At 70.5% G+C, this 24,260-nt stretch carries 20 protein-coding genes and 1 pseudogene; 7 read left to right on the plus strand and 14 right to left on the minus strand.

From position 1 onward, the window contains the following. From ABT288_RS29040 to mshB, 3 genes and pseudogenes are all read right to left on the minus strand, one after another. Positions 1 to 1,155: pseudogene (locus ABT288_RS29040) on the minus strand (hypothetical protein); the annotation flags it as partial. A gap of 196 nt (positions 1,156 to 1,351) precedes the next feature. After that, on the minus strand, positions 1,352 to 1,768 hold the full coding sequence (locus ABT288_RS29045) for a DUF6113 family protein (RefSeq protein ID WP_351613697.1): 417 nt from the start codon (positions 1,766 to 1,768) through the stop codon (positions 1,352 to 1,354). Continuing rightward, a complete protein-coding gene (mshB, locus tag ABT288_RS29050) occupies positions 1,765 to 2,631 on the minus strand; it encodes an N-acetyl-1-D-myo-inositol-2-amino-2-deoxy-alpha-D-glucopyranoside deacetylase (protein ID WP_351613700.1) in 867 nt (288 codons plus the stop codon). Before mshB ends, ABT288_RS29045 begins: the two co-directional genes overlap by 4 nt. Before the next feature lie 117 nt (positions 2,632 to 2,748). Here mshB and ABT288_RS29055 point away from each other — a divergent pair, with 117 nt between their 5' ends. Continuing rightward, complete coding sequence (locus tag ABT288_RS29055; RefSeq protein WP_351613703.1) at positions 2,749 to 3,534, plus strand: alpha/beta fold hydrolase; 786 nt, start codon at positions 2,749 to 2,751, stop codon at positions 3,532 to 3,534. A 38-nt stretch (positions 3,535 to 3,572) separates the two neighbouring features. On the opposite strand, the gene ABT288_RS29060 is transcribed toward ABT288_RS29055, so the two are convergent. Beyond that, positions 3,573 to 3,767, minus strand: coding sequence for a hypothetical protein (locus tag ABT288_RS29060; protein ID WP_228623323.1), 195 nt, complete (start codon positions 3,765 to 3,767; stop codon positions 3,573 to 3,575). Positions 3,768 to 3,931: 164 nt separating this feature from the next. Between ABT288_RS29060 and ABT288_RS29065 the strand changes: the two genes are divergently transcribed. Further along, positions 3,932 to 6,070 carry a S9 family peptidase gene (locus ABT288_RS29065; RefSeq protein ID WP_351613705.1) on the plus strand — a complete coding sequence of 713 codons (2,139 nt, stop codon included), beginning with the start codon at positions 3,932 to 3,934 and terminating at the stop codon, positions 6,068 to 6,070. A 146-nt stretch (positions 6,071 to 6,216) separates the two neighbouring features. On the opposite strand, the gene ABT288_RS29070 is transcribed toward ABT288_RS29065, so the two are convergent. Genes ABT288_RS29070 through ABT288_RS29090 form a run of 5 tightly spaced genes read right to left on the minus strand, consistent with a single transcriptional unit; the run spans position 6,217 to position 11,778 of the window. Beyond that, positions 6,217 to 7,269 (minus strand): ABC transporter ATP-binding protein, encoded by a 1,053-nt coding sequence (locus tag ABT288_RS29070; RefSeq protein ID WP_351613708.1) that lies wholly within the window; start codon positions 7,267 to 7,269, stop codon positions 6,217 to 6,219. Further along, a complete protein-coding gene (locus ABT288_RS29075; protein WP_351613784.1) occupies positions 7,244 to 8,236 on the minus strand; it encodes an ABC transporter ATP-binding protein in 993 nt (330 codons plus the stop codon). The genes ABT288_RS29070 and ABT288_RS29075 overlap by 26 nt, the downstream gene beginning before the upstream one ends. Before the next feature lie 23 nt (positions 8,237 to 8,259). Further along, positions 8,260 to 9,240, minus strand: a complete 981-nt coding sequence (locus ABT288_RS29080) for an ABC transporter permease (protein WP_351613710.1) — start codon at positions 9,238 to 9,240, stop codon at positions 8,260 to 8,262. Next, on the minus strand, positions 9,233 to 10,153 hold the full coding sequence (locus tag ABT288_RS29085) for an ABC transporter permease (protein ID WP_351613713.1): 921 nt from the start codon (positions 10,151 to 10,153) through the stop codon (positions 9,233 to 9,235). The genes ABT288_RS29080 and ABT288_RS29085 overlap by 8 nt, the downstream gene beginning before the upstream one ends. A 5-nt stretch (positions 10,154 to 10,158) precedes the next feature. Beyond that, positions 10,159 to 11,778 (minus strand): peptide ABC transporter substrate-binding protein, encoded by a 1,620-nt coding sequence (locus ABT288_RS29090; protein ID WP_351613716.1) that lies wholly within the window; start codon positions 11,776 to 11,778, stop codon positions 10,159 to 10,161. 376 nt (positions 11,779 to 12,154) lie between these two features. On the opposite strand from ABT288_RS29090, the gene ABT288_RS29095 reads away from it, so the two are divergent. Genes ABT288_RS29095 through ABT288_RS29115 form a run of 5 tightly spaced genes read left to right on the plus strand, consistent with a single transcriptional unit; the run spans position 12,155 to position 18,010 of the window. Then, positions 12,155 to 14,029 (plus strand): ABC transporter substrate-binding protein, encoded by a 1,875-nt coding sequence (locus ABT288_RS29095; protein WP_351613719.1) that lies wholly within the window; start codon positions 12,155 to 12,157, stop codon positions 14,027 to 14,029. A gap of 3 nt (positions 14,030 to 14,032) precedes the next feature. Next, positions 14,033 to 15,076: an ABC transporter permease gene (locus ABT288_RS29100; RefSeq protein ID WP_450858149.1), complete on the plus strand. Its 1,044-nt coding sequence runs from the start codon at positions 14,033 to 14,035 to the stop codon at positions 15,074 to 15,076. Continuing rightward, positions 15,073 to 15,987 (plus strand): ABC transporter permease, encoded by a 915-nt coding sequence (locus ABT288_RS29105; protein ID WP_351613722.1) that lies wholly within the window; start codon positions 15,073 to 15,075, stop codon positions 15,985 to 15,987. The genes ABT288_RS29100 and ABT288_RS29105 overlap by 4 nt, the downstream gene beginning before the upstream one ends. After that, positions 15,984 to 17,000, plus strand: a complete 1,017-nt coding sequence (locus ABT288_RS29110; RefSeq protein WP_351613724.1) for an ABC transporter ATP-binding protein — start codon at positions 15,984 to 15,986, stop codon at positions 16,998 to 17,000. Before ABT288_RS29105 ends, ABT288_RS29110 begins: the two co-directional genes overlap by 4 nt. Further along, the gene (locus ABT288_RS29115; protein ID WP_351613726.1) at positions 16,997 to 18,010 is read left to right on the plus strand and encodes an ABC transporter ATP-binding protein; all 1,014 of its coding nucleotides are present in this window, start codon (positions 16,997 to 16,999) and stop codon (positions 18,008 to 18,010) included. The genes ABT288_RS29110 and ABT288_RS29115 overlap by 4 nt, the downstream gene beginning before the upstream one ends. Positions 18,011 to 18,407: 397 nt before the next feature. Here ABT288_RS29115 and ABT288_RS29120 read toward each other — a convergent pair whose 3' ends face one another. The 5 genes from ABT288_RS29120 to ABT288_RS29140 all read right to left on the minus strand — a co-directional run bounded on the left by ABT288_RS29120 (position 18,408) and on the right by ABT288_RS29140 (position 24,251). After that, positions 18,408 to 19,550: an ABC transporter ATP-binding protein gene (locus tag ABT288_RS29120; RefSeq protein WP_351613729.1), complete on the minus strand. Its 1,143-nt coding sequence runs from the start codon at positions 19,548 to 19,550 to the stop codon at positions 18,408 to 18,410. Continuing rightward, a complete protein-coding gene (locus ABT288_RS29125; RefSeq protein WP_351613730.1) occupies positions 19,543 to 20,595 on the minus strand; it encodes an ABC transporter ATP-binding protein in 1,053 nt (350 codons plus the stop codon). Before ABT288_RS29125 ends, ABT288_RS29120 begins: the two co-directional genes overlap by 8 nt. Before the next feature lie 14 nt (positions 20,596 to 20,609). Next, positions 20,610 to 21,545, minus strand: a complete 936-nt coding sequence (locus ABT288_RS29130) for an ABC transporter permease (protein ID WP_351613733.1) — start codon at positions 21,543 to 21,545, stop codon at positions 20,610 to 20,612. After that, on the minus strand, positions 21,538 to 22,461 hold the full coding sequence (locus ABT288_RS29135) for an ABC transporter permease (protein WP_351613736.1): 924 nt from the start codon (positions 22,459 to 22,461) through the stop codon (positions 21,538 to 21,540). Before ABT288_RS29135 ends, ABT288_RS29130 begins: the two co-directional genes overlap by 8 nt. Positions 22,462 to 22,625: 164 nt before the next feature. Further along, positions 22,626 to 24,251: a peptide ABC transporter substrate-binding protein gene (locus ABT288_RS29140; RefSeq protein WP_351613738.1), complete on the minus strand. Its 1,626-nt coding sequence runs from the start codon at positions 24,249 to 24,251 to the stop codon at positions 22,626 to 22,628. Positions 24,252 to 24,260: the final 9 nt, after the last annotated feature.

Genomic DNA, 24,260 nt, shown 5'->3' on the forward strand with positions numbered 1-24,260 from the left:
CCGTTCGAGGTCGGCGATGTCGGCGAGGGCGCTGCGCGGCGGCCGGCCGGCCTGGGTGCCCTGGCCGCCGGGGCCGTCGTAACCGCCCGTGCCGGACAGGGCGTCGAAGGGGTCGCCGGCCGACGGGACGAGGGGGCCGTCGCCGGTGACCGGGCCGCTGGTGGGGCCGGCCGGACCCTGGGGGCCGCCGGGACCGCCATGGCCGTGCGGGCCGTTGAAGCCGCTGGGACCACCGGGGCCGCCGAGGCCGCCGTGCCCGTTCGCACCGGGGGTGCCGGGGAAGCCGTTCTGGCCGTTCGCGCCGGGGGTGTCGCCGAAGCCGTCGTGGCCCCCCGGACCGGCCGGACCCGAACCCGTCGCGCCCGCGCCGCCGAAGCCGTCCTGGCCGCCGTTCTCCGAGAAGTACGGCAGGTCGTCGCGACGCGTGTCGCCGCCGGACGCGCCGGGGCGGGAGCCGCCGCCCAGCGGACCCGCGTTCAGTGCCTCGGTGACGTCGAAGGAGCCGGTGCCGCCACCGTGTCCGGGGGCGACGGGGCCGCCGGTGGCGCCGGGCAGGCCCTTGCCGGCGCCGGAGCGGGTGCCGCCCGGGACGGTCATGGAGCCGACCACACCGCCGGGACGGCCGCCGCCGGGACGTGCGCCGGTGGTACCGGCCGCGCCGGATGCCCCCGAACCACCCGGACGGGTGCCCGACGCACCGGGGGCGGAGCTGGAACCGCCGGGGATTCCAGCCCCGTTCGTGCCGCCGCCGCCCGGACCGCCCTTGCCGCCGGAGGACTTGCGGGGCGCGAACCAGTCGCTGGTCTTCTCCTCGGCCTGGGCCGCGGGCTCGGCAGGGGATTCGGCGATGCCGGCGGCGGTCCGGTCGGCCGCGGGCAGCGGGCCGGTGTCGGGCGCCTCGTCCCGGATGCTCTCGCCGTCCCCGACGGGCTTGCGCACGACGACCGGCGGGATGGGCCGGGATCCCGGGATGTTGATCCGGATCCGGGTCGTCAGCGTGGTCTCGGTCTTCTTCTCCGGTCGCGTGGCCGAACGGCCGGCGTCCGTACCGTCGTCGGAAGCCATGGGGGTCCCGTACGGCGGCGTGCCGGAGGGGTATGCGGCTCCGCCGCGCCCGTCGGGCCCGGAGGACGGAGTGTCAGTTTCACGACTCAAGGCAGGTTCTCCCAGTTGGCTCCGCCGCCCTTACGACCTGACTGCTTTGGGGGTCCCCCCAACTCGAGCGAAGTCGAGAGCTTGGGGGAGGCTCGGCGGCGCGCACCACCATACTGGCCACGTCTGGCGCTCATCCCGTGACCGTTGAGGAAACCCACACCGGACTCGCACGTGCGCCGCACGGCGAAGTGGTACGTCACTTGCCAAGTCGGGCGGGACCGCCACGAGGTTGCCGCCCGGCGCCAAGGGTGGCACAGATCACAGCGAGGGCCATGCCGCCGAGCAGGAAGAGATAGGAGCCGAGTCCCGCGCCGAACAGGAAGTCGCCCTCGGGGCGCGAGGTGGTGAGCAGGATGACGGTGACGATCCAGCCCACCACGGGCGCGACCGCCCCGCCCCGGCCGCCCGTGGCGTACGCCCCGCCGAGGAACAGCCCCGCCGCGCCCGCGAGGGCGAGCAGCAGCCCCCCGGGGAACCACGCGGCCTGCACGAGGGCCCCGGCGAGGCCGATGACGGCACCGAGCAGGAAAAGGCCGGCATAGGCGGCGATTCGCCCGGCCGAGGGCCGTTGCAGCGGCTGGGCGAGCAGCGGCCCCTGTCCCGCGTCGCTCATGGGGTCTCCTCCGGATCGAGGCCGAGGCCGGCGAACAGGTCGGTCTCCCCCGGCCGGCCCTCGCCGCGCACCAACTCGTAGTACTCGGTGGTGAACAGCGGCTGGGCCAGTTCGTTGGAGAGCGCGAAGTAGGGCTCGGCCACCTCGATCTGGGTGACGTGGGCGCGCATCGCGGCGGCCTTGGCGGCGGCGAAGGCGGTCCCGTCGACGCTGGTGGTGACCCGCTCGTCGGCGACCACGCCCGGTACGTCGGCCACGGTGGCGCCCTTCTCGAAGGGCAGTACGGCCAGCTCGTCCTGGAGCCGGGCGAAGGCGGCCTCGGCGACGGAGCGCGGCACCCGGTTCCAGTACACCTTGTCGATCCGGTGCCCGCGCTCGTCCGCGAGCTCGACGGCGCGCATGGCGACGCGGTGGGCCTGGACGTGGTCCGGGTGGCCGTAGCCGCCGTTGTCGTCGTACGTCACGAGGACCTGGGGCCGGACCTCGAGGATCACGTCGGCCAGACGCCCGGCGGCCTCGTCCACGTCGGCCTGCCAGAAGCACCCGGGGTCCGCGTTGTCCGGAATGCCCATCATCCCGGAGTCGCCGTACCGGCCCGCCCCGCCGAGCAGCCGGGCATCCGTCACCCCCAGCGCGCGCACGGCGGCGGCCAGCTCCCCGCGCCGGTGCGCACCCAGCGCGGGCCCGCTCAGATGCCGCAGCTCGGGCGGGATGACCTCGCCGCGCTCTCCGAGGGTGCAGGTGACCAGGGTCACATGCGCACCCTCGGCCGCGTACCTGGCCATGGTGGCGCCGTTGTTGATCGACTCGTCGTCCGGATGCGCGTGCACCAGGAGAAGACGCCGGGCGGGGAGTTCCGTCATGGGACCACCCTACGAGGCGACGGCGCCCGGACCGCGCCTTGGGCGGCACCCCGGAGGAACGGCTTCGTCGGCAATATCTCGTTCGTGCACATGCCGTGGTCCTGCGATCATCCGCACATGCTCACACTCGACGACGACCTCGGACACCTTTCCTACGACGTGGCGGGCGCCGGATCGCCCGTCGTGCTCGTGCACGCCGGTGTTGCCGATCACCGCATGTGGGACGCGATCGTGCCCGCTCTCGCCCAGCGGCACACCGTGGTCCGGTACGACCTGCGCGGCTTCGGCGAGTCCGCGCCCCCGGCCGGACCGTTCCGCGAGACCGACGACCTGCGCCGCCTCCTGGACCACCTCGGCCACGAACGCGTCCGGCTCGTGGGCGCGTCCTGGGGTGGCCGTGTGGCCCTGGACTTCACGCTCACCCACCCGGACCGGGTGCGCTCCCTGACGATGCTCGCCGCGCCCTGGCCGCGCTACCACTGGTCCGCGGACATGATCGCGTACGACGAGGCCGAGACGGCGGCCCTGGAGGCGGGCGACCTGGACGCCGCCGTGCGTATCAACCTGGACATGTGGCTGCGCGGACCTGCTCGCCACTGGGACGACGTGGCCGGTGGTCTGAGCGACCGGCTCCGCGGCCCCCTGCGGACCTCGCTGGTGAACCAGGCCGTCGTGGGGCAGCACTCCCAAGGTCCGGCAACCGGTGACCTCGCCGCTGTCTCCGTCCCCACAATGGTGGGTGTGGGCAAGCTCGACGTCCCCGACTTCCAGGACATCGCCCGCCGCTACGCCGCCGAGATCCCCGGCGCCACCCTGGTGGAGTTCGCCACCGCCGCCCATCTCATCGCCATGGACGCGCCCGCCGAACTCACCGCGGTACTCAGTCCGTTCCTCGCCCGGTAGGGCGTGTACCGAATCCTGCTCGATCCGCGGGACCCGCCTCAGAACTTGATGCTGCTGATCATGCTGGCGACGTTGGTCGTCAGCTGGCTGATCGTGGGGGCGACGGTCGAGGAGGCGAGGTAGAAGCCGAGCAGCATGCAGACGATGGCATGCCCGCCCTTGAGCCCCGACTTCTTGATCAGCAAGAAGACGATGATCGCCAGCAGCACCACCGCCGAAATCGAGAGTGCCACGGCGGCTCACCTCCAAAGATCGCCAGATCTAGATCAGTTGAGCAAATCCATGCAGACGCCAGCAGGTTCATACCCACACAGCGGTAGTGATCATAACTATCCGTGCTCGCGCATCGCTCGGCGCACGGCCGCACAAGGGGGCGCATGGCCAATATGGTCGGGGTATGACGACCGAGTCTGATTCCTTCCCCCGTCGGCACGCCCGGACGCAGCGGTTCACGCTCGGCGCGCCGCGTGCGTTCACGGTGGCGCCCGACGGTTCGCGTGTCGCGTTCCTGCGCTCCGGATCCGGCACCGACCGGGCCAACTCCCTCTGGGTGACGGACCTTCCGGAGGGCGCCGAGCGGCTGGCCGCCGATCCGGGTGCCCTCCTCGGAGACGCCGCCGAAGAGCTCTCCGCCGAGGAGCGGGCGCGCCGTGAACGCAGTCGGGAGGGAGGCGCCGGCATCGTCGGCTATGCCACCGACAGCGCCGTGGAGTTGGCGTCTTTCGCCTTGTCAGGGCGGCTTTTCACGGCCGAGCTGCGGGCCGGTACGGCGCGCGAACTCCGGGTCCCGGGGCCGGTGATCGACCCGCGTCCTTCCCCCGACGGCACCCACATCGCCTATGTCGCGCACGGTGCGCTGCGGGTCGTGGGCGCCGAGGGCGAGGGCGACCGGGCGCTCGCCGAGCCGGAGGCCACGGACGGACCGGGGCGGGTCACCTACGGGCTCGCGGAGTTCGTCGCGGCCGAGGAGATGGGGCGTTCGCGGGGGTTCTGGTGGGCTCCCGACGGGAGCCGGCTGCTCGTGGCGCGCGTGGACGACACGCCGGTGGAGCGGTGGTGGATCGCCGATCCGGCCCATCCGGAGCGTGAGCCACGTAACGTCGCCTACCCGGCCGCCGGCACGGCCAACGCGGACGTACGGCTGTTCGTTCTCGGGCTCGACGGGGGACGCACCGAGGTCGCGTGGGACCGGTCCCGGTATCCGTATCTGGCCCGTGTGCACTGGTCAGCGGCGGGTGCGCCGCTGGTGCTGGTGCAGGCGCGGGACCAGCGCAGCCAGCTGTTCCTGGCGGTGGACCCGGACACGGGAGCCACCCGGATGGTGCACGCCGATGAAGATCCAAGTTGGCTTGAACTGTTCGCTGGAGTGCCCTGCTGGAGCCCGTCCGGGCAGCTTGTCCGGATCGCGGACGAGGGCGGCGCCCGGGTCCTGGCGGTCGGCGAACGGCCTTTGACCAGCGGTCAGTTGCATGTGCGCGCGGTGCTGGACGTGGGTGCGGACGACGTGCTGATTTCCGCCTCGGCGGGCCCGGAGGCGCAGGAGCCGGAGATCGGCCAGGTCCATGTGTACCGGGTGAACGAGCTGGGCCTGGAGCGCGTGTCGCAGGAGCCCGGCGTCCACTCGGCGGTGCGCGCCGGCGCCGTGACCGTGCTCGTGTCCGCGACACCGGACACTCCCGGCCCCCGGGTCCAGGTGCTGCGTGACGGAAAACCGGCGGCGACTGTCCGGTCGTACGCCGAAAATCCCGGTTTCTCCCCCCGGGTGACGCTGACCCAGGGGGGCGCACGCCGAATCCCGTGCGCCGTGCTTATGCCACGGGACTACCACGGTGACACTCCCCTGCCCGTCCTCATGGACCCCTACGGCGGCCCGCACGGCCAGCGCGTGGTCGCCGCGCACAACGCCCACCTCACCTCCCAGTGGTTCGCCGACCAGGGTTTCGCGGTGGTCGTGGCGGACGGACGGGGCACTCCGGGGCACTCGCCGGCCTGGGAGAAGGCGGTCCGGGACGAGCTGGCGGCCGTCGTGCTCCAGGACCAGGTGGACGCGCTGCAGGCGCTCGCCGGGGAGTTTCCGCTGGACCTGGGGCGGGTGGCGATCCGCGGCTGGTCCTTCGGCGGCTATCTGGCGGCGCTGGCGGCGCTGCGCCGCCCGGACGTCTTCCACGCGGCGGTCGTCGGCGCCCCGGTCACCGATCTGCGGCTGTACGACACCCACTACCAGGAGCGCTACCTGGGCCTGCCGGACGAGCAGCCGGAGGTCTACCGCCGCAACTCGCTGATCGACGACGCGGGCCTGGTCGGCCCGGCCGAGCCGCACCGCCCGATGATGATCATTCACGGCCTCGCGGATGACAACGTCGTCGTCGCCCACTCCCTGCGGCTGTCCTCCGCCCTGCTCGCCGCGGGCCGCCCGCACGAGGTCCTGCCCTTGTCCGGGGTGACGCACATGACCCCGCAGGAGACCGTCGCGGAGAACCTGCTTCGGCTGCAGCTGGACTTCCTGCGGCGTTCGCTGCCCCACCGGGGAAAATGACCGTCAATCGCGTTAACACGCAGGCAACTCCGCGGAAGCCGTACCGATATACGGACGCGGGAGGCTGATCAGCGTACGGCCGTGCGGGTGCCGTGAGCGGGCCGGGGCGCGCCATGTCGTCCCGGCCCGCTGCCGTACGCGTACCCCTACGCGTCCTCCGCCGGGACCACCCGCTTCTCCTCCGCGAAGTGACAGGCCGAGGCGTGGGCCGCCGGGCCGGAGGTGTCGCGGAAGACCTCCGGTACCGCGAGGGCCGGCACCTCCCGGACACAGCGCTCCTGCGCCTTCCAGCAGCGGGTGCGGAAGCGGCAGCCGGAGGGGATGTTCGTCGGCGACGGCACGTCTCCGCTGAGGATGATCCGCTCGCGCTGTTCCCTCGCCTCGGGATCCGGGACCGGGACCGCCGAGAGCAGCGCCTGGGTGTAGGGGTGCGTGGGGTGGTCGTAGATCTCGGTGTCCCGGCCGATCTCCACGATCCGCCCGAGGTACATCACGCCGACCCGGTCGGAGATGTGCCGGACGATGGACAGGTCGTGCGCGATGAAGACGTAGGAGAGGTCGAACTCCGACTGCAGGCGGTCCAGGAGGTTGATCACCTGGGACTGGACCGAGACGTCGAGGGCGGACACCGGCTCGTCGGCGACGATCACCTCCGGGCGCAGCGCCAACCCCCGTGCGATGCCGATGCGTTGGCGCTGGCCGCCGGAGAACTGGTGCGGATAGCGGTTGACGTACTCCGGGTCGAGGCCGACCACGTCCAGCAGTTCCTGGACCCTGCGGCGGCGGTCGCCCTTGGGCGCGGCCTCGGGGTGGATGTCGTACGGCTCCCCGATGATGTCGCCGACCGTCATACGGGGGTTGAGGGAGGTGTACGGGTCCTGGAAGACCATCTGGATGTTGCGGCGTACGGCCTTCAGGGCCTTTCCCGACAGCTTGGTGATGTCCTCGCCCTTGAAGCGGATGGAGCCGGCCGTGGGCCGTTCCAGGTTGCAGAGCAGCTTGGCGACCGTGGACTTGCCGCAGCCCGACTCGCCGACGATGCCGAGGGTTTCGCCCTTGGCGAGGGTGAAGTCGACGCCGTCGACGGCCTTCACCGCGCCGATCTGCTTCTTGAAGAGGATGCCCCGGGTGAGGGGGTAGTGCTTGACCAGCCCGATCACTTCGAGGATGGGCTCAGTGGTCGAGGTCGTCGACGTCATCGAGGCACTCCCTCCAGAAGTGGCAGGCGCTGCCGCGGGTGCCGGAGACCTCGTACAGCGGGGGTTCGTCGGTGCGGCAGACGTCCCGGGCCATGGGGCAGCGCGGGTGGAAGGAGCAGCCCGGCGGGATGTGCATCAGGTTCGGCGGCAGGCCCTTGATGGCGTACAGCTGCTGTCCCTTCTGGTCCAGGCGCGGGATGGAGTCCAGCAGGCCGCGGGTGTAGGGGTGGGCCGGCGCCTTGTAGATGTCGCGGACGGGCGCGGACTCGACGATCTTCCCGGCGTACATCACGGCGATCCGGTCGGCCACGTCCGCGACGACGCCCAGATCGTGGGTGATGAGGATGAGCCCCATGTGGTACTCGCGCTGCAGCTCCGCGAGCAGGTCCATGACCTGCGCCTGCACGGTGACGTCGAGGGCGGTGGTGGGCTCGTCGGCGATGATCAGCGCCGGTTCCAGGGCCAGCGCCATGGCGATCATGATGCGCTGGCGCATACCGCCGGAGAACTGGTGGGGGTAGTCCCGCACCCGCTGGGCGGCGGCCGGGATGCGCACCCGTTCCATCAGCTCGACAGCCCTGCCCCGCGCGGCCTTCTTCGACATCCCGCGGTGCACGACGAACATCTCGCCGAGCTGGTCCCCCACGGAGATGACGGGGTTGAGGGCCGACAGCGCGTCCTGGAAGATCATCGCCATCCCGGCGCCGCGGATCCTCCTGCGCTCCTCTTCCTTCAGTGTGAGCAGATCCCGCCCCTGGAACAGGATCCGGCCGCCGGTGACCCTTCCGGGCGGGGTGTCGAGGATGCCCATCACGGCCTGCGCGGTCACCGACTTGCCCGACCCCGACTCGCCGAGCACGGCCAGGGTCTCCCCCGCGTCCACCTCGAAACTCACCCCGTTGACGGCATGCGCGACCCCGTCCCGGGTCCGGAACTCCACCTTCAGGTCCCGCACTTCGAGCAGCACTTCGCCCTCGCCTCGCACGGCCGTCACCTCAGCTTCGGATCGAGGGCGTCGCGGACCGCGTCGCCGAGCATGATGAAGGCCAGGACCGTGAGGGCCAGGGCCCCCGAGGGCCACAGCAGGGCGTGCGGGGCGTTGCGGATGTAGGGGGAGGCGGCGGAGATGTCGATGCCCCAGGAGACGCTGGGCGGTTTCAGGCCCACGCCGAGGTACGACAGGGTCGCCTCCAGCGCGATGTAGGTGCCCAGCGCGATGGTCGCCACCACGATCACGGGGGCCACGGCGTTCGGGGCGATGTGGCGCAGCAGGATGCGGGAGTCGGAGGCGCCGAGGGCGCGGGCGGCCTGGACGTAGTCGTTCTGCTTGGCGGTGATGACCGAGCCGCGGGCGATGCGGCCGATCTGCGGCCAGCCGAGCAGCACCATGAACCCGATGACCGGCCAGACCGTGTTGCTGGTGACCACCGACAGCAGGACCAGACCGCCGAGGACCACCGGGATGGCGAAGAAGATGTCGGTGATCCGGGACAGGATCGAGTCCCAGACACCGCCGAAGTAGCCCGCCAGGGCCCCCAGGACCGACCCCAGGACACCCACCCCGAGTGTCGCCAGCACGCCCACCGTGACGGACGTACGGGCGCCGTACACCGTGCGCGTGTAGACGTTGCAGCCCTGGCCGTCGTACCCGAAGGGCGCGCCCGGGCCCGGGCCGTCCTGGGCCTTGGCGAGGTCGCACTTCAGGGGGCTTCCGGAGGCGATCGCCGAGGGCCAGACGGAGATGAAGACCAGGAAGAGGATCACCACGGCGGAGATCAGGAAGACCGGGTTGCGGCGCAGGTCCCGCCAGGCGTCGGACCACAGCGAACGCGGCCTGCCCGCCGGGCCCGTGCCCTCCGGGCCGCCCGGGGTCCGCTCCAGGGTGGCGGCCTCGCTCGCGCCCAGGTCCATCGTGCCGCCCATGCCCGTCCCGGCGATCGCGCGCTCGGGCTCGTACGACTGCTCAGGCATAGCGGATCCTCGGGTCGAGTACGGCGTACAGGAGGTCGACGAGGAGGTTGGCGACGAGGAAGACCAGGACGAGGACCGTCACGAAACCGACGACCGTCTGGGTGTTCTGGCGCAGGATGCCCTGGTACAGCTGGAAGCCGACGCCGTGGATGTTGAAGATCCGCTCGGTGACGATCGCACCGCCCATCAGCGCGCCGATGTCGGCGCCGATGAAGGTGACCACGGGGATCAGCGAGTTGCGCAGCAGGTGACGGACCACGACCCGGCGCCTGGGCAGGCCCTTGGCGACCGCCGTACGGACGTAGTCGGCCCGTTTGTTCTCCGCGATGGAGGTGCGGGTCAGCCGGGTGACGTAGGCGAGGGAGACGGAGGCGAGGACCAGGCCGGGCACGATCAGCTCGTCGAAGCTGCCGTAGCGCACGGACGGGCTGATCCACTGCCACTTGATGCCGAGCAGCAGCTGCAGCAGCAGACCGGTGACGAAGGTCGGTACGGAGATCACCACCAGCGTGGACAGCAGCACCCCGGTGTCGACGGGCCGGCCGCGCCGCATGCCCGTCATGACGCCCAGTGTCACGCCGACGACGATCTCGAAGAGGATGGCGACGATCGTGAGCCGGATGGTGACGGGGAAGGCGGTGGCCATCAGCTCGGTGACCGGCTGGCCGTTGAAGGCGGTGCCGAAGTCGCCGGTGAAGAGGTGGCCCATGTAGGTCGCGTACTGCTGCCACAGCGGCTTGTCCAAGCCGAACTCCCGCTTCAGCTGGGCGGCCGTCGCCGGATCGCAGGCCCGCTCCCCGCACAGGCCGGCGATGGGGTCGCCCATCACGTTGACCATGAGGAAGATCAGCAGGGTGGACCCGATGAACACGGGGATCATCTGCAGCAGCCGCCGTGCGACATAGCGCCCCATGCCGCTCAGCCCACCCTGATCTCGTTGTAGACCGGCACGCTGAACGGGTTGAGCGCCACACGGGAGAGCCGGGAGGAGTAACCGGCGCTGCCGTTCTGGTACCAGAGCGGGATGGCGGCCATGTTGTCGCGGACGACCTCCTCGGCCTGCTGGAACAGCCGGACGGCCGCGGCCTGCCCGGTCTCGGCGTTGGCCCGGTCGACGAGCCGGTCGAACCGGCTGTCGGACCACTTGCCGTCGTTGGAGGAGGCGCCCGTGTAGTACAGCGGCTGCAGGAAGTTCTGGATCAACGGGTAGTCCATCTGCCAGCCGGCCCGGAAGGGGCCGGTCATCTTGTGCTGCCCGATCTGGTTGCGGAAGTCGGCGAAGGTGCCGACCGGGTTGCCCACGCAGGCCTTGTCGTTGCCGAGCGTGTTGTTGACGGAGTTGCACACGGCGTCCACCCACTGCTTGTGGGAGCCGGTGTCCGCGTTGTAGGTGATCTTCAGCTGGCCGCCGGGGAACCCGCCGCCCTCCTGGATGAGCCTCTTGGCCTGCGCGGGGTCGTAGTCGCAGGCGTGGCCGCACAGCCCGGGCTTGTAGCCGCCGGCCGCGCCGAGGACCGGGGAGGTCCAGTCGGTGGCGGGGGTGCGGGTGCCACGGAAGATGGTCTCGGTGATCTGCTTGCGGTTGATCGCCATGGACAGGCCTGTGCGGACCTTCCGTGCCCCGGGGGTGTTCCACTTCGGGTCGTAGTAAGGGAAGGCGAGGGTCTGCAGGATGCCGGCCGGGGTGTTGATGTAGCGGCCGTTCAGGTCGGTCTCGACGTTCTTGAGCTGGGTGGAGGGCACGTCGTCGACCAGGTCGAGGTTGCCGGCCAGCACGTCGGTGTAGGCGGTGTTGCTGTCGGTGTACACCAGCAGCGTCACCCCGGCGTTCCGCGCCTTGTCGGGGCCGGGATAGCCGTCCCACTTCCTCAGGTTCATCGCCGAGCCCCTGGTGTACGACTCGATCCGGTACGGCCCGTCGCCGACCGGTTTCCTCAGCCAGGCGGCGTGGTCGGTGAAGAAGGCGCGGGGCAGCGGGGCGAAGGCGGCGTAGCCGAGGGTGTCGGGGAAGCTGGAGAACTTCTGGTTGAGCCGGACGGTGAAGGTGTCCGGGCCGGTGACCTTGAGTCCGGACAGGGTGTCGGCGGTCTGGGTGCCGCTGTCGGGGTGGACCTTGTCGTAGCCGTCGATGTAGGCGAAGAAGTAGGCGTTCTTCTGGTTGTTGCGCAGGCTCGCGCCGTAGTTCCAGGCGTCCACGAAGGAGCGGGCGGTCACCTTCTCGCCGTTGGAGAAGGTCCAGCCGTCCTTGACCCTGACGGTGAAGTTCTGCGAGTCCGAGGTGTCGATGCGCTCGGCGAGCCAGTTCTGGGCCTTGCCGGTCTTCGGGTCGTACTTCTTCAGCCCCCGGAAGATCATGTCGAGGACCTTGCCGCCCTGCACCTCGTTGGTGTTGGCGGGCTCCAGCGGGTTCTGCGGGTCGCCCCAGGAGGAGGTCAGCACCCCGGCGCCGCCGAAGCCGCCGCTGTCCCCGCAGCCGGTGGCCAGCAGCCCGGCGGCGATCACACAGGCGGCCCAGCGGGCGTGCGCGGTACCCCGCATGGCTGCCTCCTCCGCGATCACCCAACCGATACTCGTCAATATCGGCTTATATGACACATACCGCATGCGCGCTGCCGGTTTGAGGGGCCTTTCGAGGGACATCACACGAATGCGGGCACACGCACGGGCTCACCAGGAGGCCGCCCGTCATGCCGTCAGGACTCCACCAGGATGTCTTCACGGGTCTGGACCAATGGCCGTCGCAATGCCCGTCGATCCGCTGTTTCCGCAGGCCACACGAGCTTCGCGCGCCGTTGACGCGCGCAGAGCGCCGCTGATAGACACACTCATCACCCAGCTGGCGTCACCAGGAGAAACCCCGGTCCGGAAGTCGAACAAGCCGTCCCTGTGCGAACGATGACGCGAGGTCACATTCATGAGCACACCAGAGCAGCACGGCACGAGAGGTTTACATCCGAAAAGCCCCCGACCCCGCGTCCGCCGACTCGCCGTCGCCGCCGGAGCCTTCGCCCTGACGCTCTCGGCGGCCCTCGCGACCCCGCTCGACCCCACGCCCCAGCGGGCGGAGGCGGCACAGGGCGACAAGGTGCTCACCGTCGCCGTCGCGCAGAGCGTCGACTCGCTGAGCCCCTTCCTGGCGGTGCGCCTGGTCAGCACCAGCATCCTGCGGCTCACCTACGAGTACCTGACGGACTACGACCCCGGGGACGGGCACCCGGTGCCGGGCCTGGCCACCCGCTGGTCGTTCTCGCCCGACAAACTGACCTGGACCTACACCATCCGCTCCGACGCCACGTGGTCGGACGGGCAGAAGGTGACCGCCGAGGACGCGGCCTGGACCTTCGACAAGCTGATGACCGATCCGGCCGCCGCCACCGCGAACGGCAACTTCGTCGCCAACTTCCGCAAGGTGACCGCCCCGAGCCCCACGCAACTGGTCATCCAGCTGAAGAAGCCGCAGGCCACCATGACCGCCCTGGACGTGCCGATCGTCCCGGAGCACGTCTGGAAGAGCGTCACCGACTTCGCCAGGTTCGGCAACGACAAGAGCTTCCCGATCGTCGGTGACGGCCCGTTCGTCCTCACCGACTACAAGGCCGACAGCTACGTCCGGCTGAAGGCCAACAAGCGCTTCTGGCGCGGGGCCCCCAAGTTCGACCAACTGGTCTTCAAGTACTACAAGGACCAGGACGCGGCGGTCGCCGCCCTGCGCAAGGGGGAGGTGTCCTTCGTGGCGGGCTCCCCCTCCCTGACCCCCGCCCAGGCGGCCTCCCTCAAGGGCGAGCCCGGCATCCACGTCAACGACGCTCCCGGCCGCCGCTTCTACGCCCTCGCCACCAACCCCGGCGCCCGGGCGAAGAACGGTGCGAAGTTCGGCGACGGCGACCCCTCCCTGCTGGACGAGCGGGTCCGGCACGCCCTCTTCATGGCCGTGGACCGCACGACCCTGGTGGACAAGGTGTTCCAGGGCCACGCCGTCGAGGGCCAGGGCTACATCCCGCCGCGCTTCTCGACGTACTTCTGGAAGCCGTCCGCGAGCCAGGAACTCGGCTACGACCCGGTGAAGGCGGCCCAGCTCCTCGATCAGGCCGGCTACCGGAAGAACGCCGACGGCAAACGCGTCGGCAAGGACGGCAGACCGCTGAACTACCGTGTCCTGTGCCACGCCACCGACCCCAACGACAAGGCGGTGGGCCAGTACCTGAAGGAGTGGTGGGGCAAACTCGGCGTCGGCATGACCCTGGACTGCCTCGACAACGTCACCGATCCCTGGCTCGCCGGCAAGTACGACCTCGCCTTCGACGGCTGGTCCGTCAACCCCGACCCGGACTTCGTCCTCTCCATCCACACCTGCGCGGCCCTGCCCGCGACCCCCAAGGACACCGGCGCCACCGACAACTTCATCTGTGACCGGACGTACGACGGCCTCTACGCCAGGCAGCTGACCGAGTACGACACCGGCAAACGGGCCGCGCTGGTCAAGCAGGCGGAATCGCGGCTGTACGACCTCGGGTACATGAACGTCATGGCGTACCCGAACGCCGTCGAGGCCTACCGCACCGACCAGATCAGGTCGATCGAGACCATGCCGAAGGCCGCCGGCAACATCTACGGCCAGGACGGCTACTGGAGCTGGTGGTCGGCGGTCCCGGCGGACTCCGGCGGCTCCTCCGGCGGCGGCTCGACCAGGGTGGTCATCGGGGTCACCGCGGGAGGCGTGGTCGTCCTCGCCGCTGCCGGAGTGTTCCTGGCGCGCCGCCGGCGCACCACGGCGGACGACCGCGAGTAGCCGATGGACCCCACGGCCCAGGCGGTGCTCCCGGCCGCCGACGACACACCCGGGAGAACACGTGGCGGCGGCGCGTACCTGCGGTACGCGGCGATGAAGGCGGGCGGCGCGGTCGTGTCGCTGCTCGCCGTGCTCGTCACCGGCTTCTTCCTGTTCCGGCTGATCCCGGGCGACCCGGTGAAGACGATGACCGGGGGACGGCCGGTCTCGGCCCCGCAACTCGCCGAGTACCGAAAGGAGTTCGGGCTCGATCTGCCGCTGTGGGAGCAGTTCACGGACTACTGCGGCAAGGCGCTCACCGGCGACCTGGGCACCTCCTACCAGTTCCACGCCCCCGTCATCGACAAGATCACCGAGGCGCTGCCCAACACCCTGCTGCTCACCGGCACCGCGTTCGTGCTCTACACCGCGCTCGGCCTCGTCCTCGGCACCCGCGCCGCCTGGCGCCGGGGCCGGTTCGCGGACCGGTTCCACACCGGGCTGGCCCTGACCCTGTACTCGGTGCCGTCGTTCTGGCTGGGGCTGCTGCTCATCATCGTGTTCGCGGTGGGAGCGGGCCCGATCCCGGGTCTCTTCCCCACCGGCGGCATGGAGACGGGCGGCAGGCACGGCCTCGCCTACGCCGTCGACGTCGCCCACCATCTCGTGCTGCCCGTCATCACGCTGGTCGCGGTCGAGTACGGGCAGACCCTGCTGGTCACCCGCTCCGCGCTGCTCGACGAGATGGACAGCGACTATCTGACGACCGCGCGTGCCAAGGGCCTGCGCGACGACCTGGTACGGCGCCGGCACGCCGTGCCCAACGCCCTGCTGCCCACCGTCACGCTGCTCTTCGTCAACCTGGGCCGGACGGTCGCGGGCGTCATCCTGGTCGAGACCGTGTTCTCCTGGCCCGGTCTGGGCGGCCTGTTCTATCAGGCGCTCAGCGTGCCCGACCTGCCGCTCGTGCAGGGCCTGTTCCTCTTCTTCGCCTCGGCGGTGATCGTCATGAACACCCTGGCCGACCTCGTCTATCCGCTGCTCGACCCGAGGGTGGGCCGGACATGACCACGGAGATCCTCGCGGGCCCGAGCGCCCGGGCACTGGCCTGGCAGCGCAGGCGCCGAGCCGCCGCACGGTTCTGGCGCCAGTACCGCTCCCACCGCGCGGGCCTCGTCGGTCTCGCCGCCCTCGCCCTCTTCGCCCTGGTGGCGCTGACCGCACCGCTCACGGTCGGCTCGGACGTGGCGAGCGTGACCGGCGCGCCCGGGCAGCCCCTGCAGGGGCCGAGCGGCGCGTTCCCGCTGGGCACGGACCGGTTCGGCCGGGACCTGCTGGGGCTGCTGGTGTGGGGCTCCCGGGTCTCGCTGCTGGTCGGGCTGCTGGCGGCGGTGCTGTCGGTGGCGATCGGCGCGCTGGTGGGCATCACCGCGGGCCACTTCAAGGGCGCGTACGCCACCGTGCTGATGCGGATCACCGACTGGTTCCTGGTGATGCCGACGCTGGTGCTGGCCATCGCGCTCGCCACCGTGATGTCCCGTTCCCTGGGCACGGTGATCCTCGCGATCGGTGTGACGACCTGGCCCACCACGGCACGCCTGGTCCGGGCACAGACGCTGGCGGTGGAGTCGCGGCCGTACATCGAACGCGCCAGGGCGCTCGGCGGCGGGCACTGGCACGTCATGACCCGGCACGTGCTGCCCAACGTGCTGCCCCTGGTCCTCGCCCAGACGACCCTGATGGTCTCCTCCTCCATCCTCGCCGAGGCGACCCTGGCCTTCCTGGGGCTCGGCGACCCGACGGTGGTGTCCTGGGGCGGGCTGCTCCAGGACGCGCGGGAGACGGGGGCGGTCAGCTCCGGCGACTGGTGGTACCTGGCGCCGCCCGGCATCGCGGTCGCGGGCGTGGCGCTGGCGTTCACCCTGTGCGGGCGGGCCGTGGAGTCCGTGCTCAATCCCAGGCTGGGGGTGGCCCGTTGACACTGCTGGAGGTCCGGGACCTGAAGGTCACCTATCCGGGCGGAGCGGCCGCCGTACGCGGGGTGGACCTGTCGCTCGCGGCCGGGCGGACACTGGGCATCGCCGGCGAGTCGGGGTGCGGCAAGTCCACGCTGGCGCTGGCACTGCTGCGTCTGCTGCCGGCCGGCACCGAGGTCGCCGGGGAGATCCTGCTGGACGGCGAGGACGTGCTGAGCATGCGCTGGGGGCGGCTGCGGGCGGTCCGCTGGGCCGGGGCCTCGATCGTCTTCCAGGGGGCGATGCACTCCCTCAACCCCGTGCACCGGGTCGGCGACCAGATCGCCGAGCCGATCCTGCTGCACGGCGGGGCGAGTGCGGCCGCCGCCCGCACCCGCGCCGGGGAACTGCTGGAGCAGGTCGGGCTGCCCGCGGCGCGGGCGTCGGCGTACCCGCACGAGCTGTCCGGCGGGCAGCGGCAGCGGGTGATGATCGCCATGGCGCTGGCGTGCGCACCCCGGCTGATCATCGCGGACGAGCCGACGACCGCGCTGGACGTGATGGTGCAGGCGCAGATCCTGCGGCTGATCGGCCGGCTCGTCGCCGAACAGGACCTGGCGCTGGTCATGATCAGCCATGACCTGGCGGTGCTGGCCGACACCTGCGACCGGCTCGTGGTGATGTACGCCGGGCGCGTGGTGGAGCAGGGCCCCGCACGGGCGGTGTACGAGGATGCCCGGCATCCCTACGCCGGGGCCCTGTCGGCCGCCTTCCCGCGCATCGGCGACCCCGCCTCCCGGTTCGCTCCGCGCGGGCTGCCCGGCGACCCGCCCGACCCCGCCGCGCTGCCGCCGGGCTGCACCTTCCATCCGCGCTGCCCGGTGGCGCTGCCGGTCTGTGCGACACAGGACCAGCCGCTGCGGGAGGCGGGGGACGGGCACCGGGCGGCATGCGTACGCGTCGGCACACCGACGGCGGAGCCCGCGGAGCCGGCGGAATCCGCGGGCACCGCCGAGAACGCGGGGAGCACTCCATGACGCACTCCGAGCAGCAGACACCGCCCCTGCTCAGCGCCCGCGGGCTGGGGGTGGCCTTCCCCGGCCGGCACGGGGGCGCGCCGGCCCGCGCGGTCGACGGGGTCGAACTCGACATCCGGGCCGGGGAAATCGTGGCGCTGGTGGGTGAGTCGGGGTGCGGGAAGTCCACTCTGGCCCGGGCGTTGCTGGGGCTGGTACGGCCGACGCAGGGACAGGTGACGTTCGCCGGGCGTCCGCTGCAGTACTCGACGCGGGCGCTGCGGGCGTACCGGCGGCGGGCCCAGCTGGTGCTGCAGGATCCCACCGGTTCCCTCAATCCCCGGCACACGGTGTACGACGCGGTGGCCGAGGCCCTGCGCATCCACGGGCACGCCGGGGACGAACGGGCGGCGGTCGCCGAGGCCCTGGCCCGGGCCGGGCTGCGCCCGCCGGAGCGGTTCTTCCTGCGCTATCCGCACGAGCTGTCCGGGGGCCAGCGGCAGCGCGTGGTGATCGCGGGCGCGCTGGTGCTGCAGCCCGAACTCCTGGTCGCCGACGAGCCGGTGGCCTCCCTGGACGCCTCGGTACGCGGCGAGATCCTGGCGCTGCTGCTCCGGCTGCGCGCGGATCTCGGTCTCGCGGCGCTGGTCGTGACCCACGATCTGGGGCTGGCGTGGAACATCGCCGACCGGGTGGCGGTGATGTACCTGGGGCGGATCGTGGAGACAGGCACGGTCGAGCAGGTCCTGACCGCTCCCCGGCACCCGTACACGCAGGCACTGCTGTCGGTGCTGCCGGAGGCCGACGGTGCACCGGTGGTGCTCACCGGCGAGCCCCCGGACCCCGCCCGCATCCCCGCAGGCTGCCGCTTCCACGCCCGCTGCCCGGTACTGGCGACCGGTGAGGCGGACCGCACGGGCGTGGCCCGGGCCTGCCGCACCGAGGACCCGGGCATCCTCGCCCCGGCCCCGGAGGCACAGGTGGCCTGCCACTGGGCACGAACCCGAACAGCGGACGAAGCACCCGCCTGACGACACCGCCACGCGGCAGCCTCCCCGCCCGGTGACGGCCCGATGCCCGCCCGACGACGCCGCCACGCGGCAGCCTCCCCGCCCGGTGACGGGCCGGTGCCCGCCCGACGACGCCGCCACGCGGCAGCCTCCCCACACGGGTGACAGGGCCGAAGGCCCGCCCGAAACCGCCCACGAACGGCCGCCTCCCCACCCAGACGGCGCGCCGGGGGCCCGCCCGACGACGCCGACGCACCGCCGCCTCCCCACCCAGACAGCAGGCCGAACGCCCGCCCGGAAACACCCGCACACGGCCGCCTTCCCGCCCAGACGGCAGGCCGGAGGGCCGCGCGAAAACGCCGGTTGCCGGCCCCCTCGTGGTGTGAGGGGGCCGGCAACCGGCGTCGGCGGGAGGGGGTCAGGCCGCGTGGACCACGTCCTTGTCCTCGGCGAAGTGGCAGGCCGACTCGTGGGCCGCCGGGGAGTCCGAGCCCTGGAAGGGCTCGGGCACGGCGAGGAGCGGGATCTCCTCGGCGCACTTGTCCTGGGCCTTCCAGCAGCGGGTGCGGAAGCGGCAGCCCGACGGCGGGTTGGCCGGGGACGGGACGTCGCCGGTGAGGATGATCCGCTCGCGGTGCTCGCGGGCCTCCGGGTCCGGGACCGGGACTGCGGAGAGCAGCGCCTGGGTGTAGGGGTGCGTCGGGTGGTCGTAGATCTGCTCGTCCGTGCCGATCTCGGCGATCTTGCCGAGGTACATCACACCCACGCGGTCCGAGATGTGCCGGACGATCGACAGGTCGTGCGCGATGAAGATGTAGGAGAGGTTGAACTCGTCCTGCAGTCGCTCCATCAGGTTGATGACCTGCGCCTGGACGGAGACGTCCAGCGCGGAGACCGGCTCGTCGCAGATGATGATCTCGGGGTTGAGCGCCAGGCCGCGGGCGATGCCGATGCGCTGGCGCTGACCGCCGGAGAACTGGTGCGGGTAGCGGTTGATGTGCTCGGGGTTGAGGCCGACGACCTCCAGCAGCTCCTGCACCTTGCGGCGCCGGTCGCCCTTGGGGGCCACGTCGGGGTGGATGTCGAAGGGCTCGCCGATGATGTCGCCGACCGTCATCCGCGGGTTGAGCGAGGTGTACGGGTCCTGGAACACCATCTGGATGTTCCGGCGCACCGCCTTCAGGGCGCGCCCGGACAGCTTGGTGATGTCCTGGCCCTTGTAGAAGACCTCGCCCGCGGTGGCCCGCTCGAGGTTCATCAGCAGCTTGGCCACGGTGGACTTGCCGCAGCCGGACTCGCCGACGATGCCCAGGGTCTCGCCCTGGTAGAGGTCGAAGGACACGCCGTCGACGGCCTTGACCGCACCGACCTGACGCTTGAACAGGATGCCCTGGGTGAGCGGGAAGTGCTTCACCAGGTTGCGCACCTGCAGGATCGGTTCCCCGCGCTCCACCGGTGCCTCGACGGCGGCGATGGCCGCCTCCTCGGTGGCTGCCTCGACCTTGTCCACCGGCACGGTGTTCGGGGTCTCGGCCGCGTCCCCAGCCGTGGGCTCAGCCATTGAGGGTCTCCTTCCAGAAGTGGCACGCGCTGCGGCGGCCGACCAGTTCCCGGCCCTCGTCACCGGTGATCTGGGCGAGCTTCGGGACGTCCGTACGGCAGACGTCCTGCGCCTTGGGGCAGCGCGGGTTGAACGCGCAGCCCTCCGGGATCCGCAGCAGGTTGGGCGGCAGGCCCTTGATCGCGTACAGCTCCTGGCCCTTCTGGTCCAGGCGCGGGATGGAGTCGAGCAGACCCCGGGTGTACGGGTGAGCGGGGTTCTTGTAGAGCTCGTGCACGGGGGCGGCCTCGACGATCCGGCCCGCGTACATCACCGCGATCTTGTCCGCGACGTCGGCGACCACGCCGAGGTCGTGGGTGATCAGGATCAGGCCCATGTTGAACTCGCTCTTGAGCTCCGCGAGCAGGTCCATGACCTGCGCCTGGACCGTCACGTCGAGCGCGGTGGTCGGCTCGTCGGCGATGATCAGGTCGGGCTCCAGGGCGAGCGCCATGGCGATCATGATGCGCTGGCGCATACCGCCGGAGAACTGGTGCGGGTAGTCGTTGACCCGCGCCGCGGCGGCCGGGATCTTCACCCGGTCCATCAGCTCGATCGCCTTGGCCTTGGCCTCCTTGCGGGACATGCCCCGGTGCACCCGGAACATCTCGCCGAGCTGGTAGCCGACGGTCAGCACCGGGTTGAGCGAGGAGAGCGCGTCCTGGAAGATCATGGCGATCTCGGCGCCGCGGATCTTCCGGCGCTCCTCGCCGGACATCTTCAGCATGTCCCGCCCGCGGAAGAGGATCTCCCCCTGCGGGATGCGGGCCGGGGGCATGTCCAGGATGCCCATGATGGCCTGCGCGGTGACCGACTTGCCGGAGCCGGACTCGCCGAGCACGGCGAGCGTCTCGCCCGGCGCCACGGTGTAGTTGACGCCGTTGACCGCCTTGGCCACGCCCTCACGGGTGTGGAACTCCACATGCAGGTCACGGACTTCGAGCAGCGGGGTCTGCTCGTCGCCGGTGCCGCGCGCGGCGGGGACGGCGTTCTCGATGATGGTCATGGATTACGCCCTCCTCAGCGCAGCTTGGGGTCGAAGGCGTCGCGGACCACGTCGCCGAGCATGATGAACGCGAGCACCGTCAGGCTCAGCGCGCCGGCCGGGAACAGCAGGGCGTGCGGCGAGGTGAGCCAGCGGTCCTGGGCGTCACTGATCATCAGACCCCAGGAGATGGCCGGGGACTGGACGCCGATGCCCAGGTAGGACAGCGAGGCCTCGGCGGCGATGTAGACGCCCAGGTTCATCGTGGAGACGACCACGATCGGGGCGAGCGTGTTGGGCAGGATGTGCCGGAACGCGATCCGCATCGGCCCCGCGCCGAGCGCCCGGGCGGCGGCGACGTAGTCGTTGTACTTGTTGCCGATGACCTCACCGCGCATGATCCGGTAGACCTGCGGCCAGCCGAGGACCGACAGCACGACGGACACGGTCCAGACGTTGCTGCTGCCCACCATCGACATGATCAGCAGACCGCCGATGAGGATCGGCAGCGCGTAGAAGATCTCGGAGAAGCGGGAGACCAGCGAGTCGATCCAGCCGCCCGTCAGACCGGCCAGCATGCCGATGACAGCGCCGAGCACCGTCGTCAGGACGGTGGAGACCACGCCGACGATGATCGAGTTGCGGGTGCCCCACACCGTACGGGTGTAGATGTCGCAGCCCTGGACGTCGTAGCCGAACCAGTGGCCGCTGCGCGGGCCGTCCATCGAGTGCGTCAGGTCGCAGAAGCCGTCGCTGAGCGGGGAGCGGGAGGTGAACATACCGGGCGCGATCGCCAGCACCAGCAGGCACAGGATGATGAAGGCCGAGATGAGGAACATCGGCCGCTTGCGCAGGTCGGTCCAGCCGTCGCGCCACAGGCTGGCGACGCGCTCCGGCTTGCCCTCCGGTGCCGGCGCCTTGGCCGTGGGGCCGTCGGCGGGCACGGGCCGTTCGATGATCTGTTCACTCATAGCGGATCCTCGGGTCGAGCACGGCGTAGAGGACGTCGACGACGAGGTTGGCCACCAGGTAGATCAGGATGAGCAGGGTGACCAGGCCCACGACGACAGGCCCCTCGCGCAGGGAGACGGACTGGGCCAACTGACCGCCGATACCGGGGAGGTTGAAGACCCGCTCCGTGATGATCGCGCCACCCATCAGCGAACCGAGGTCCATGCCGAGGAAGGTGACGACGGGGATGAGGGAGTTGCGCAGCGCGTGGACGCCGATGACACGGCGGCGCGGCAGGCCCTTGGCGATGGCGGTGCGGACGTAGTCCGAGCGGACCGACTCGATCATGCTGGTCCGGGTCAGCCGGGCGATGTACGCCATCGACGTGGCCGCCAGCACCAGGCCGGGCAGCACGTAGCTGGCGGGCCAGCCGTCCTCGATGCCCGCGACCGGCGTCAGCTTGAACTTGACGCCCAGCTCGAGCTGGAGGACGTTGCCGAGCACGAACACCGGGATCGAGATCAGGAACAGCGTGGCGATGAAGACCAGGTTGTCCAGGAACTTCCCGCGCTTGAGCGCCGAGAGGATACCGGCCAGGATGCCGATGACCGCCTCGAAGCCGAACGCCGTCAACGCCAGCTTCAGCGTGATCGGGAAGCGCTGGGCGACGATGTCACTGATCGACCGGCCGGTGTAGGTGGTGCCCAGGTCGCCTCGGAAGACGCCGCTGATGTAGTGCCAGTACTGCACCACCAGCGGGTCGTCGAGGTGGTACCGCGCGCGCAGCACCAACGCCAGGTGGGGGTCCTGCTTCTCGCCCATCAGGGCCCTGATCGGGTCGCCTGGCAGCAGGAAGACCAGGCAGTAGATGAGGAACGTGACGCCTATGAGTACAGGGATCGCCTGCAGCACACGGCGCACGACGAATCGGCCCATTGGTTCTCCAAGGAATGCTGGCCCGGTCCGGCGCCCCGGGGGAGGGCGCTCGCCGGTCGGACCCAACGGCGAAGAGGGTGGGCGGGGGAGCCGTCGTGCTCCGGCGGTTCCCCTGCCCACCCCGGCCCGCTACTTCACGTCGCGGGCGCTGTTTTCGGCCTCGCTCAGGCGAGCTTGATGCTCGTCCAGTCGATCTGGTGAGCGATGATGTTCATCGAGCTGATCTTGTTGCTGAAGCCCGTGTTCAGACGGTAGAAGTACACCGGGATGTACGGCAGGTCCTTCAGCAGGACGTCGTCCGCCGCCTGGTACTTCTTGATGGCGTCGGCCGGGCTGGTCGCCTGGTCGCCCTGGCTCAGCAGCTTCTCGAACTCCGGGTTGGTGTAACCGGCGTAGTTCGAGCCGTTCTGGATCGCGTCCTTGGAGAAGATCGGACGGAGGAAGTCCTCCATGTTCGGGTAGTCCATCTGCCAGCCCATACGGAAGGCGCCCTGGTACTTCTTGGCGTCCAGGTCGTTCAGGATGGTCTGGAACTGCTCGAACGGCTTGGCCGTCACCTTGACGCCGAGGCTCTTCTGGATCTGGTTGGCCACGGCCTCGACCCAGACCTTGTGGTCGCCGTCGGCGTTGTAGCCGATCTCCAGGGAGTTGCCGGGCAGACCGCCGGCCTCCTGGAAGAGCTGCTTGGCCTTGGTCGGGTTGTAGGTGCACGCGTCACCACAGGCACCCTTGCGGTAGCCGTCGATCAGCGGCGGGAAGTAGTCGTCGGCCGCGGTGCGGGCACCGAGGAACACCTTCGAGGCGATGATGTTCCGGTCGATGGACATCGAGATGGCCTGGCGGATCTTCGGGTTCGCGAAGGCCTTGTTGTACTTCAGCGGGAAGCCGATGTAACCGGTCGCGCCCTCGGGGACGTCGATGGTGTGGCCCGGCAGGTCCTTCTTGTACGTGGCCAGACCCGAGGTCGGGATGACCGGCAGGACGTCGAGGTTGCCCGCGACCAGGTCCTTGTAGGCGGTGTCCTGGTTCGAGTAGACCTTGAAGTCGATGCCCTTGACCGTGTACTTGGACGCCTCGGGGAACTTGGCGTACTTGGTCAGGCTGATGCCCTCGTTGTCGACGAAGGACGTCTTGGCCTCGTAGGGGCCGTTGCCGATCGGCTTCTTGCCGAAGCCCTTCGGGTCCTTGAAGAAGGCCTTCGGCAGCGGCACGAAGCCGGTGAACGACAGCTGGGTCGGGAACGCCGAGAACGGCGCCGTCAGCGTGACCTGGAGGGTGTTGGCGTCGACCGCCTTCAGGCCGGACATCGTGTGGACCTTGACGGTCTTCTTCGGGCCCGGGTTCAGGTCCGTGTAGCCCTGGATGTGGCTGAAGAGCGCGTTGGTCTGCTGGGCGTTGGTCTGGTCGGCGCCGTAGTTCCAGGCGTCGACGTACGACTGCGCGGTGACCTGCTCGCCGTTGTGGAACGTGTAGCCCGGCTTCAGCTTGATCGTCCAGACCTTGTTGTCCGTCGTGGTGATGGACTGGGCCTCGTCGTTGACGATCTTGTTGTTCGGGTCGATCTTCGTGAGACCGGTGAACAGGGCGTGGATGACCTGGCCGCCCTCGGTCTCGTACGTGTTGGACGGGACAAGCGTGTTCTGCGGCTGTCCGATCTCGACCGACACGACGCCGTTGCTCTTACCGCCGGCATTGCCGTTACCAGTGTCGCCACCGCCACCACAGGCAGTCGCGCCCATGGCCACGACTATCGCGACCGCGGCCCACCTGGCGCCCTTGGCACCACGCATGGGGCTCCT

The organism is Streptomyces sp. NPDC001093, from assembly GCF_040298985.1.
Classification (GTDB): Bacteria; Actinomycetota; Actinomycetes; order Streptomycetales; family Streptomycetaceae; genus Streptomyces.